General features: G+C 61.3%; 10 protein-coding genes. 9 read left to right on the forward strand and 1 reads right to left on the reverse strand.

Translation table 11 applies throughout. From position 1 onward, the window contains the following. Positions 1 to 70 precede the first annotated feature (70 nt). Complete coding sequence (locus NX773_RS02180) at positions 71 to 1,066, forward strand: S49 family peptidase (protein WP_258854751.1); 996 nt, start codon at positions 71 to 73, stop codon at positions 1,064 to 1,066. Between the two features lie 454 nt (positions 1,067 to 1,520). Here the strand turns inward: NX773_RS02180 and NX773_RS02185 are convergent, their stop codons facing one another. Then, on the reverse strand, positions 1,521 to 1,808 hold the full coding sequence (locus NX773_RS02185; protein WP_258854752.1) for a hypothetical protein: 288 nt from the start codon (positions 1,806 to 1,808) through the stop codon (positions 1,521 to 1,523). A 213-nt stretch (positions 1,809 to 2,021) separates the two neighbouring features. On the opposite strand from NX773_RS02185, the gene NX773_RS02190 reads away from it, so the two are divergent. The 8 genes from NX773_RS02190 to pseB all read left to right on the forward strand — a co-directional run bounded on the left by NX773_RS02190 (position 2,022) and on the right by pseB (position 12,467). Further along, positions 2,022 to 2,738 (forward strand): pseudouridine synthase, encoded by a 717-nt coding sequence (locus NX773_RS02190; protein ID WP_258854753.1) that lies wholly within the window; start codon positions 2,022 to 2,024, stop codon positions 2,736 to 2,738. A gap of 523 nt (positions 2,739 to 3,261) precedes the next feature. Next, entirely contained in the window at positions 3,262 to 5,547 is a 2,286-nt protein-coding gene (locus tag NX773_RS02195) for a polysaccharide biosynthesis/export family protein (RefSeq protein WP_258854754.1), read from the forward strand. Positions 5,548 to 5,578: 31 nt separating this feature from the next. Continuing rightward, positions 5,579 to 6,784 carry a GumC family protein gene (locus tag NX773_RS02200; RefSeq protein WP_258854755.1) on the forward strand — a complete coding sequence of 402 codons (1,206 nt, stop codon included), beginning with the start codon at positions 5,579 to 5,581 and terminating at the stop codon, positions 6,782 to 6,784. A gap of 57 nt (positions 6,785 to 6,841) precedes the next feature. Continuing rightward, complete coding sequence (locus tag NX773_RS02205; RefSeq protein ID WP_258854756.1) at positions 6,842 to 8,026, forward strand: MraY family glycosyltransferase; 1,185 nt, start codon at positions 6,842 to 6,844, stop codon at positions 8,024 to 8,026. Positions 8,027 to 8,238: 212 nt separating this feature from the next. Then, on the forward strand, positions 8,239 to 8,676 hold the full coding sequence (locus NX773_RS02210) for a MarR family EPS-associated transcriptional regulator (protein WP_258854757.1): 438 nt from the start codon (positions 8,239 to 8,241) through the stop codon (positions 8,674 to 8,676). After that, entirely contained in the window at positions 8,673 to 9,839 is a 1,167-nt protein-coding gene (locus NX773_RS02215; RefSeq protein ID WP_258854758.1) for a nucleotide sugar dehydrogenase, read from the forward strand. Before NX773_RS02210 ends, NX773_RS02215 begins: the two co-directional genes overlap by 4 nt. A gap of 69 nt (positions 9,840 to 9,908) precedes the next feature. Then, positions 9,909 to 11,453, forward strand: coding sequence for a lipopolysaccharide biosynthesis protein (locus NX773_RS02220; protein WP_258854759.1), 1,545 nt, complete (start codon positions 9,909 to 9,911; stop codon positions 11,451 to 11,453). Between the two features lie 15 nt (positions 11,454 to 11,468). Next, complete coding sequence (gene pseB / locus NX773_RS02225) at positions 11,469 to 12,467, forward strand: UDP-N-acetylglucosamine 4,6-dehydratase (inverting) (RefSeq protein WP_258854760.1); 999 nt, start codon at positions 11,469 to 11,471, stop codon at positions 12,465 to 12,467. Positions 12,468 to 12,469: the final 2 nt, after the last annotated feature.

Genomic DNA, 12,469 nt, shown 5'->3' on the forward strand with positions numbered 1-12,469 from the left:
TGCCCACCCTACAGTGCTACGCATTGCCGGCCGTTGCAAGTAGCGGCCACGTGAATAGAACGAACAAGTTATGAGCGACGACATCAGCAAGGACAATCCCGCCGACAGCCGGCTGGCCAAGGAGCCAAGCATTGCCAACTGGGAGCGCGACACGCTCGAAAAGCTGGTCTTCGCCACGATCAAGGAGCAGCGCGCCGCGCGCCGCTGGAGCATCTTTTTCCGCCTGAGCTTCCTGGCGCTGGCGGTGTTTGCCATCTGGACCTATTTCGACCTGGGTGGGGCGGACGTCGAGTCGCTCGGCCGTCACACCGCGCTCATCGAAATCGACGGCACCATCGACACCGACGGCAGCGGTGCGGCCGATAACGTGGTGCCCGCGCTGGACAAGGCGTTTGCCGACGCCGGCTCGGCGGCCGTGGTCCTTCGTGTCAACAGTCCCGGCGGCAGCCCGGTGCAGGCCGGCATCATCGTGGACGAGATCAATCGCCTCAAGAAGGGCTACCCGAACAAGCCGCTGTACGTGGTGGTGGACGAAATCTGTGCCTCGGGCGGCTATTACATCGCGGCGGCGGCCGACAAGATCTATGTGAACAAGGCCAGCATCGTCGGCTCGGTCGGCGTGCTGATGGACGGCTTCGGCTTCACCGGCGCCATGGAAAAGCTGGGCGTGGAGCGCCGCCTGCTGACGGCCGGGGCGAACAAGGGCTTCCTCGACCCGTTCAGCCCGCAGTCGGACAAGCAGAAGGCACACGCCCAGGAAATGCTCGACGAGATTCACCAGCAGTTCATCGACGTGGTGCGCACCGGCCGTGGCAAGCGCCTGAAGGAGACCCCCGAGATCTTCTCGGGCCTGTACTGGACCGGCGCCAAGGCGGTCGAGATGGGCCTGGCCGATGGCTTCGGCACGGTGGACACGGTGGCGCGCGACATCGTCAAGGCCGAGGACATCGTGGACTACACCTCGCGCGAAGGCTTGCCCGAGCGGGTGCTGAAGAAGTTCGGGGCGTCGGTCGGCAGCGGGGCGGTCCAGTCCATTTACCACGGCGCTGTTCCAAAAGTTCGCTGAGCTTTATCAATATCCCCTTGAAAGTTTGTGCACCCGTTCTATATTTAGAGGTGTAGGCCTTTCAAGGAGACGAAACAGAACCTCAGCCTCTTCTCATCGGTTTCGGAAACGGACTACAAGACGCACCCTGCGCGGTGCGGATCGAGAGAATTCAATTCCTCAGCAAAATTCCCTCGGGGAATAGAAAACGACGGCGCAAGCCGTCGTTTTCGTTTCAGGGGGGATTGCTGTGTGGGGGGGCGCCATGTTAAGCAAACGACGTGGCCCCGCAGGAACCTTGACTGATAACCCAGGCACCGTCGTCCCCGCGAAGGCGGGGACCCATGCCGGGCTTGCAACAACGCTGCCCGACCGCCCGTCTTGGCCCCAGGCCCGTCATCCCGGCGAATGCCGGGATCGATGCTGACGGTGCAGGAAGACGGCCCGAAACAGCCGAGATAGCACCAGAATGTACTCAAATGGCCCAGGTTTCGGCCGAATGCCCATCCGGGGATGCTTTGGGTTCGTTCGCCGCACCATCGTGCTGAACAAAGCCGCCCCCGTCCAGCCACGCCTGAAAGTCGCGCTGGGCCTGGGCCAGCCATGCCGCCCGCAGCGGCGGGTGGGCATGGTGAAGGTGGGGGAAGTCGGCGCCGCTCATCCAGCGGGCCAGCGCGAGCCGGGTGGGAAACAAGGCAGACTGTTCACGAGCAATAGTCATGCGTTCTTCGACGTTCGATTGCTGATCCTTCACAGTTTGCATCCTGGTCCTCTTATTGTTGGGGTTGACTGAAATCCTAACGATGAGTAGTCAAAGGCACACACCGTTAGTCCGATTCCTACTTGAATTTCAGTGTATCAATAGGAAGATTCTGATGCTTGAGGTAAATCAAACGAGTGCGACACACGAACTCAACCTATTCTTGCCATTTTTGCCACTTTCAGGAGTGCGGCCGTTCTGTTACAGTCTCGCCCCATGAGCAAATTATCCCTTGACCGGATCCTGCAATCGCAGGGGTTTGGCAGCCGAAAGTATTGCCGCGCCCTGATCGAAGACGGCGACGTTGCGATCAATGGCGAGGTGGAGGACAACTACAAGGCAGTGGTCGAGACCGACGGCCTGGTGCTGACCGTGTTCGACGAGGACTGGCCATACCGCGAGCGGCTCTATATCGCCCTCAACAAACCGGTGGGCTACGAATGCTCGCGCAAGCCGAGCCACCACCCGGCCGTGTTGACCTTGTTGCCGGAGCAATTCACCTGGCGCGAGGTCCAGCCGGTCGGGCGGCTCGACCATGACACCACAGGTTTGCTGCTGATGTCCGACGACGGCGCCTTCATCCACGCGCAATCCTCCCCCAAGCGGCACGTGCCGAAGGTGTACCAGGCCACCACGGCCGAGCCGGTCACCCGGCCATTGGTAGACCAGCTGCTGGCCGGCGTGCAGCTGCATGACGAACCGGCGCCGCTGGCGGCCGTCACCTGCGTCCAGCGCGGCGAGCACCAGCTCGAGATCGTGCTCGAGCAGGGTAAATACCACCAGGTCAAGCGCATGCTGGCGGCCGCCGGCAATCACTGCACAGCGCTGCACCGCTCCCAGATCGGCGGCCTGACCCTCGACTCCCTGGGGATTCGCGAGGGGGAGTGGTGCTACCTGGGCGACGCACAGCTGGCGCTGCTCGCCTGCCAATAAGGCGCGCAAGGCTTTTGGCGCGGCGCGTGACGCCGTTCGGCGGGCTCCGAAAGTGTGTCCGCCGCGCCAGTGCTTCCGGGTATGGTGATGTCAATTGGAGGGCGCAAGCGGCCCTTAACAATAATCGCGCCATTTCCGATCTGAGGCGCTCTTGATTTGCCGTATCGGTGAACGACGACGCTCAAATATCACTAAATGTAACGCCCTCAAGTTAATCGCAAGCTATTCCTTTCCAAAATGACTTGGGTTTGATTGGGGATAACCAAAGCAGCCTCTCGGTTGATGAGGTGCGGAAGAAGATTTTGTACAGAATTCAATGACTTAGACGAGGTGGGCGGGAATTGAATGCCTGATAAGTCGAGACCCGATGGCGGCAAGGCGGTGTGGTAAATCTGCCGAATGTGCCCCCACGAAAGGGGTTTTCGAAACTGAACATCAACAACAAATTTCCCCTTCAGAATGCTATCGGGTAACATAGCGAGCTGAACCTTTTAGTCCTCGCGCTCGATTCCCCCGCAAGTCAATGTACAAAATTAAAACCAGCATCATTGCTGTAGCGCTGGCAACAGCGTCTATTGCCTCTGCGCAAGACAAATCGGACCTGTTCGGTCAGGAAGCCGTCACCGCCACCGATGTGGCCACGCCGCAGGCACCGCGCAAGCTCACTATCAACAACACATCGAACGTGCGGGCCGCGTCGGCCACGCCTCCCGCGGCAGTGGCCGCGCCGTCCGCGAAGTCGCACGATGAACCGAGCGAGTTCCAAAAATTTATCTCGGAGAACACCGGGCAGATGCTGCCAGTGTTCGGCAGCGAGTTCTTCGCGGGCGCACCGTCGACCTTTGCGCCGATCTCCAACTCGCCGGTGCCAGCCGATTACCCGCTCGGCCCGGGCGACGAACTGCTGATCCGCGGCTGGGGGACGATCGACATCGATTACCGCGCCACGATCGATCGCAACGGCACCATTTCGATCCCCAGCATCGGTTCGGTCGTGCTGGCCGGCGTCAAGGCGGGCGAGGCGGAATCGGTCATCCGCGGCGCCATCGGCAAGCTGTACAAGGGCGTGACGGTGAACGTCAATTTCGGGCAACTGCGTGCCATCACCGTCTATGTGGTCGGACAGGCACGGCGTCCAGGCACGTACACTGTCTCGAGCCTGTCCACGCTTGTGACGGCCCTGTTTGCCAGCGGCGGCCCGAATGCCAACGGCAGCATGCGCCATGTGCAGGTCAAGCGCGGCGGCAAGGTGGCGGCCGAGCTGGATCTGTATTCGTTTATCGCCAAGGGTGACAAGTCGGCCGACATCAAGCTGCTCGACGGCGATACGATTTTCATTCCTCCGGCTGGCGGCTTCGTTGCGCTGGTTGGCAAGGTCAACGCGCCCGCGGTCTACGAGCTGAAGAACGGCAACGACACGGTGGAGTCATTGCTCGATTTCGCCGGTGGCTTGCCCGTGGTGGCAGACCCGCGTCGTGCCTTCCTCGAGCGTATCAACGCTACCAGGAATCATCCGCGTAGCGTGGAGGAGTTCGCACTGGACGGCCAGGGCCTGAAGCGGCCGCTGCGCAACGGGGACGTGCTGAACATAACGTCGATTACCCCTGACTTTGCCAACGCGGTTGTTCTGCGGGGCAATGTTGACCAGCCGATCCGTGCCCAGTTCAAGAGCGGGATGCGGGTGAGCGATCTGATCCCCAGCCGCGAATACCTGATCAGCCGCGCGTCGGTGCGGCGCCAGAACAACGTTGTCGCCACGGGGGACGGTGAAAAGGACACGCGCGAGGTCAGCGAGGGAATCGCTGCCCGGATCGGCGGACTGATTGACGAGATTAACTGGGACTACGCAGTCGTCGAGCGGGTGAACCGTTCGGACCTGAGTGTCAATCTCATTCCCTTTAACCTTGGCAATGTGTTCGCCAATCCGAAGGGTGCCGACAACGTCGAGTTGCAGGCGGGCGACACGGTCACGATCTTCTCCCAAAGCGACGTGGCTGTGCCGCTGGACAAGCGCCGCGTCTTCGTCCGGGTCGAAGGCGAGGTCAAGGTGCCGGGCGTGTACCAGATGACCGCGGGCGAGACGCTGCAGAGCTTGATTGCCAAGGCCGGCGGCCCGACTTCCAACGCCTACCTGTTTGGTACTGCGTTCTTCCGCGAGAGCGTGCGCCGCGAGCAGCAGGCGAACCTGGAGAAAGCAGCCGACAAGCTCGAGGCGCAGTTGCGCGACGAGCAGGCCAAGAGTGTGGCGAACACCCGCGCACTCACCGATGCCGACGCCATGGTCGCGCGTTCGAAGAGTGACGCGCAAATGGAGTTGGCCAAGCAGTCGGTGAGCCGTTTTCGCCAATTCAAGGCCACCGGCCGCATCGCGTTTGGCCTGGATCCGGAAGAGCGTTCGTTCGCCCGCTTGCCGCAGCTGAAACTGGAAAACGGCGACCGCCTGGTGGTCCCGCCCAAGCCCCAGTTCGTGCATGTTTTCGGCGCCGTCAACGTCGAGGCGTCCCCGCTGTGGCGCCCGAATACGCGCGTGGACGATTACCTGAAGCTTGCCGGCCTGACGCCTGCCGCAGACACCGACAACGTGTTCGTGATGCGCGTGGACGGCACCGTCGAGTCTGGTCAATCGAAAGGATGGTTCTTTGGCGGCATCGGCGGGGTGATGGTGATGCCGGGCGACAGCATCCTGGTTCCCGAAAAGATCGACAAGGACAGCCGCTGGACCAAGTTTATGCAAGGCACGCGTGAGTGGGCGCAGATTTTCGCCAACTTCGGTCTGGGCGCAGCCGCGATCAAGACGCTGAGAAACTGATCCATCAAGCTTCAAACAGGTAATTGACATAATGAACCAAGTGCAGTCGAACGCGAACGGGCAGTCCAATGGCGAAGACCAGATTAGCCTGATCGATCTGCTGATCGTACTGGCCAAGCATAAGAAGCTGGTGGCAGGCCTGCCGCTGGTGGCGGCCGCGCTGGCTGTCGCGATCAGCCTCGTGCTGCCTAATGTGTACAAGGCAGACGCCAAGCTGCTTCCGCCCCAGCAGGCGCAATCCGGTGCCGCGGCGCTGCTGTCGCAGCTGGGCGGGATGGCGGGCGCCGCCGCTGGCGTGGCGGGCATCAAGAATCCGAATGATCTGTACATCGGCATGCTGAAGAGCCGCACCATTGCGGCCAAGCTGATCCAGAAGTTTGACCTCACCAAGGTGTACAACACGCAGTCGCAGGAAGTGGCGATGGCCAAGCTGGCGGCGAACACCGCCATCAGCGCCGGCAAGGACAACCTGATCACGATCGAAGTGCACGCGACCGACCGCAAGCTGGTCGCGCCGCTGGCCAATGCCTACGTCAGCGAACTGCTCGCGCTGACCAAGGTGATGGCCGTGACCGAGGCTGGCCAGCGTCGCGTGTTTTACGAGCGCCAGTTGGAGCAGGCCAAGAACAATCTGGCCAGGGGCGAGGCTGCTCTGAAGGGCGCGCTCGACGCGCGCGGCGTGATCAGCGTGGATACCGAGAGTCGTGCGGTCATCGAAACGGTGGGGCGTTTGCGTGCGCAAGTGTCGGCCAAGGAGATCCAGCTCAATTCGATGCGCGCCTTTGTCACTCCCAGCAATCCACAGTACATGCGGGTTGACGAGGAGCTGGCCAGCCTGCGTGCCGAGCTGGACAAGCTCGAGAACGGCCGAGCCGGTGCCGGCAGTGCGCCGGCGTCCGGTGCCGGGCCGAAGCAGAGTGGCTTCGACAACATCATGCTGCTGCGCGACGTGAAGTATTACCAGATGCTGTACGAGCTGCTGGCCAAGCAGTACGAAGCCGCGCGCCTGGACGAGGCAAAGGACCCGTCGGTGATCCAGGTCCTTGACCCGGCGGTGGAGCCGGAGCGCAAGTTCAAGCCGAACCGGACCTTGATCGTTGTGCTGACGACGATGGTCGCCTTGTTGGTGGCGATCGCGATCGCGTTCCTGAGTGAAGCGCGGCGCAAGGCTCTGTCATCGGAGGCGGGCGCTGCCAGGTGGCGTGAGCTGAAGCAGCACCTTGCACTGAAGCGATAGAAACAACCGTGCACCGCCAACCTTCGGTGCCACCAAAACAAGACTTGGGATATTGTCATGATGAACCAGCTGCTTGGCATTACTTTGGCCGCGATAGCGCTCAGTGTCTCCGCGAGCATACTCATCGTCTGGTCGCAGCGCTGGCACGGCAAACACACGCTCGACCATGATCTGGCCGGCGTCCAAAAATTCCATACCACGGCGGTGCCCAGGATTGGCGGTCTCGCCATCGTCTTCGCGATTACGGCCGTGCTGCTGGCGCGCCGCGGTGACTGGCTGGCCGGCGCGGCCGCGACCGAACATGGCAACACCGCGTTGCGCCTGTTGATAGCGGGGCTGCCTGCCTTTGCCGCCGGCATCGTGGAGGACCTGACCAAGAAGGTGTCGGTGCGGGCGCGCTTGTTCGCGTCAATCGCCAGCGCCTTGGCAGCCAGCTGGCTGCTGGGGGCGATCGTCAGGGAGGTCGATATCTGGGGCGTCGACCGGCTGCTGCAATGGGGGCCGCCCGCGCTCGTGGTGACCGCGATCGTCGTGGCTGGAGGTATCAACGCAATCAATATTATCGACGGCTTCAACGGTCTGGCCGCCAGTATCGTGACCGTCATGCTCGCGGCGCTGGGGGCCGTGGCCTGGTCGGTCGGGGATCAACTGGTGGCCGAACTGGCGGCGATCGGCGCGGGCGCCGCGATTGGCTTCGTGTTTGTGAACTATCCGATGGGCCGGATTTTTCTTGGCGATGGCGGCGCCTATTTTCTTGGCTTCTGGGTGGCCGAAGTCGGCGTGCTGCTGCTGGTACGCGATCCCGACGTCAGTGCATGGCAGGTGCTGTCGATTTGTGCGTATCCGGTGATCGAAGTCTTGTTCAGTATTTACCGCCGCAAGATCGTGCGCCAGGCCAGCCCGGGCGCACCGGACGCGCTGCACCTGCACACGCTGGTGTACCGCCGTGTCGTCACGCGCTTCGTGCGCATTGACCCGCAACGGCCGTGGAAGCGCAACGCCGCCGTGGTCTGCGTGACTCTGCCTTGGGTCGCCATCGCGGCCACGCTCAGCGTGCTGGTCGGAGATTCGCTGCCGGGCGCGGTGTTGCTGACGCTGGCGCAGGTAGTGGTGTACGTGGCCGTGTATGCGCGCCTCGTGCGCGGACACTGGCTGCGCCGCCAGCCGCTCGAGGGGGCCGTCAAGCCCGCTGCGCAAGCCGAATCGCTCGACGAGGTTCCCGCACGCACGGCAGTACGCTGAGCGCCGGCGTTTTTGCCGGTCGAGCGCAAGCGATCGCCGATTGCCAATGCAATGAAGATGGCGGCAGGCGGTTAAATGCGGCGGGGGCGTTAATGCCACAGCCTTAGTGCATGAAAATACAGGCCCCCGATATTCCGGCTTTTTAATGGACTGCGCTGGGGGAGTGGGCGTAAAATTGTTCAAGTTCGTGCAGAACTTGTGATTTGCATTAAATGATTCCGGCTCGATCGCTGAAGTGGCAGGGCGAGGCGGTAAATAGCCAGTCGAAAGACCTGCGTATGTCGAGCCGTCAGGCCAAAATTCAGGAAGACACATATTTTCGTGTCATGCGTCTGCTAGAGGAAAACCCCGACCTGACCCAGCGCGAATTGGCGGAAGAATTGGGTGTCAGTGTCGGCGGCCTTAATTATTGCCTGAAGGCCTTGATCGACAAGGGCTGGGTGAAAATGCAGAATTTTGCGCACTCAAAGAACAAATTCGGGTATGTCTACGTGCTGACGCCGCGTGGCTTTGCCGAGAAAACAGCGCTGACCAGTGAATTTTTAAGACGAAAAATGGACGAATACGAGGCATTGAAAAAAGAGATCGAGCTGCTCAAGGCAGAGGTTGGACAAACGGCCGAACAGGATCCGGGAAAGGGCGCGCAATGAAGATCGCGATCGCCGGTACCGGTTACGTCGGTCTGTCCAATTCGGTCCTGCTGGCCCAGCACAACGAGGTGGTGGCGCTGGACATCGTCCGTGAGAAGGTCGAGCTGCTGAACCAGAGGAAATCCCCGATCGAGGACAAGGAGATCGAGGAATACCTGACCAGCAAAACGCTCAACTTCCGTGCCACGCTTGACCCGCGCGAGGCGTACGACGGGGCAGATTATGTGATCATCGCCACGCCGACCGATTACGATCCGGAGACTAATTACTTCAACACCCGGTCGATCGAGGCGGTAATCCGTGACGTTATCGCAATTAACCCCAGGGCGGTAATGGTGATCAAGTCGACCATTCCGGTCGGCTATACTGCGCGCACCAAGGCGCAATTCGGTATCGATAACCTGATCTTTTCCCCGGAATTCCTGCGCGAAGGACGCGCGCTGTATGACAATCTCCATCCGTCGCGGATCGTGGTCGGCGAAAAATCCGAACGCGCGCGGGTATTTGCCGGGCTGCTGCAGCAGGGTGCTCTGAAACAAGACATCCCGACGCTGTTTACCGACAGCACCGAGGCCGAGGCGATCAAGCTGTTCGCCAATACCTTCCTGGCGATGCGTGTCGCGTATTTCAACGAGCTCGACACCTATGCCGCGACCCACGGCCTGGATACGCGCCAGATTATCGATGGCGTGTGCCTCGATCCGCGTATCGGCAACCATTACAACAACCCGAGTTTCGGGTATGGCGGCTATTGCCTGCCAAAGGATACGAAGCAGCTGTTGGCCAATTACCGCGACGTGCCGCAAAACCTGATCCATGCGATTGTCGAATCGAATACGACACGCAAGGATTTCATTGCCGAAGACATCTTGCGGCGCCAGCCGAAGGTTGTGGGGATTTTCCGCCTGATCATGAAGACGGGCTCCGACAATTTCCGCGCATCGAGCATCCAGGGGATCATGAAACGGATCAAGGCCAAGGGAGTCGAGGTCATCATTTACGAACCGGCGCTGAAGGACGAGAAGTTTTTCAATTCGCGCGTGATTAACAACCTCGAATATTTCCTGGAGCATTCGGACGTCATCGTGGCAAATCGGGCTACGCCGCTGCTCGAGAAGGTGCAGCACAAGGTCTATACGCGTGACCTGTTCGGCAGCGACTAAGGCGACAAGCGATTAAGGGCGAAAGCTGGTGCCGGCAGAGCAAGCCGGCAACAGACCCAGTTCAGCTAAATGGCAACCAATATACAGTCCCGCTTTGTCGTCAGCTTCGTGTCCAACCTGGTGCGCAGCGGTGTCACGTTCGGTACCGGCATGCTGCTGGCGCGCTGGATGGGCCCGGCGGACTACGGCAGGATGGCGTTCCTGATGGCGGCGTTTACCGCACTGCGCGGCATGCTCGACATGGGCAGTTCGACGGCGTTCTTCACGCTGCTGTCACGCCGTCCGCGCAGCAGCCGCTTCATCGGCTTGTTCTGGAGCTTTGTCGGCATCCAGATGGCGGTGGCCCTGCTGTTCCTGTTGCTGTTGCTGCCAGATACTACCGTGCGTGCGCTATGGGCCGGGGAGTCGCGCCTGATGCTCGGGCTGGCGTTCCTTGCCACGTTCATGCAGGGCACCGTGTGGCTGCTCGCGGTTCAGATGGCCGAGGCCAGCCGGCAGACGGTGCGAAGCCAGCAGATCAATACCGCCGTGGTGGTGGTGCACCTGGGCGTGGTGCTTGCGCTGGCCTGGGCGGGGATGCTGGCGGTGCCGCTGGTGTTCGCCGCGCTGGCGATCGAGTGGGCGGCGGCGGCCTGGCTGGCGTCGCGCCTGTACCGGGGGGGGCAAGCGGGAGGCCAGGACGAGTCGGGGGGGGACACGCCGAAAAGCGTATTCCTCGAGTTTTTCCATTACTGCCTGCCGCTGGTGCCGATGACGTTTCTCGGTTTCGTGCACGACTTCGCCGATCGCTGGATGCTGCAGACCTGGGCCGGCGTGAAGCAGCAGGCTTACTTCAGCGTTGCGCAGCAGTACTCAGCGATCGCGCTGCTGGCGACCGTGTCGGTCCTGCGCATCCTCTGGAAGGAAATCGCGGAGGCGCACCATCAGGGCAATCTCGAGCGGGTCGGTGCCCTGTACCGGCGCGCATCGCGCATGCTGTTTTTCGTCGGCGCTTTCCTGGCCGGCGCGATGCAACCGCTGGCCTCGGACATCCTGCGCTTGACGGTCGGGGAAGCGTACGTGGGCGGAACGCTGGCGATGGCGATCATGCTGCTGTACCCGGTCCACCAGTCGATGGGCCAGATTGGCGGAACATTGTCGTTTGCGACCGGCCACACGCGCGCCTACGCGTGGTCGAGCTCGGTCGGCATGGCGATCAGCCTGGTGGTGGCCTACCTGGTGCTGGCGCCGGCAACGGCCCCGGTCCCGGGCTTGCACATGGGAGCGGAAGGCCTGGCGCTCAAACTGGTGGGCGCGCAGGTGATTTCGGTCAATGTGCTGGCGTGGATGATCGCCCGGATTTTTGGCTGGCGCTTCGACTGGCACTACCAGGTGTTCGCGTTGGCCGGCTGCGTCTGCCTTGGCTGGCTGGCGCATTGGTTGGCGTGGCAGGCGCTCGGCGCCGATGCGCTCCTGCTGCTGAAGTTGCCACTGATGGCGGCGTTGTACACCGGATTCATTGGTGTTTATTTGTATTTTTTTCCTTGGCTTCTCTCGATGACAAGAGAGGAACTGGTTGGCCACCTGGCCTGGTTCCAACGGCTTTCAGGGATTAAAAAGTTATCTCAATTCTGATTATTTGAGGGAAGAATGCTGAATCAAAAGTCGATCCTTATTACCGGCGGTACCGGTAGTTTCGGGCACACGTTCGTGCCGATGACGCTGAAGAAATACAATCCCAAGCGTCTGGTCATTTATTCGCGCGACGAAATGAAGCAGTGGGAAATGGCCAAGCTCTACAAGGATGATGAGCGCGTCCGTTTCTTCATCGGCGACGTGCGCGACAAGGACCGCCTGGCGCGCGCCTTGTCCGGGATCGACTACGTGGTGCACGCCGCCGCGACGAAGATCGTGCCGACCGCGGAATACAATCCGTTCGAATGCGTCAAGACCAACGTCATCGGCGCGATGAACCTGATCGACACCTGCATCGACAAGGGCATCAAGCGCGTGGTCGCGCTGTCGACCGACAAGGCCAGCAGCCCGGTGAACCTGTACGGCGCCACCAAGCTCGCGTCGGACAAGCTGTTCGTGGCGGGTAACTCGTACGCCGGTGGCCAGGACACGCGCTTTGCGGTGGTCCGCTACGGCAACGTGATGGGTTCGCGCGGCTCGGTGATCCCGTTCTTCATGTCGATCCGCGACAAGGGCACGCTGCCCATCACCGACCCGCGCATGACCCGTTTCATGATCTCGCTCGAGCAGGGCGTCGAGCTCGTGTGGCACGCGTTCGAGGACATGGTCGGCGGCGAGATCTACGTCAAGAAGATCCCGTCGATGAAGGTGACCGACCTGGCCAGCGTGATCGCGCCGGAAGCGAAACAGGACGTCGTCGGCATCCGCCCGGGCGAAAAGCTGCACGAGCAGATGATCGGCGCCGAGGACTCGTTCTACACCTACGAGTACCCCGAGCACTTCAAGATCCTGCCGGCGATCCACAACTGGGACCAGGACGGGCTTCGCATCAAGGACGGCAAGCGGGTGCCGGAAGGCTTCAGCTACACCAGCGACAACAACCAGGAATGGATGAGTTCCGACGACCTGCGCACCTGGATCGAGATCAACCGCGAAAAGATCGGGAGCATCTGAGC

It is taken from the genome of Massilia solisilvae (assembly GCF_024753215.1).
GTDB lineage: Bacteria > Pseudomonadota > Gammaproteobacteria > Burkholderiales > Burkholderiaceae_D > Telluria > Telluria solisilvae.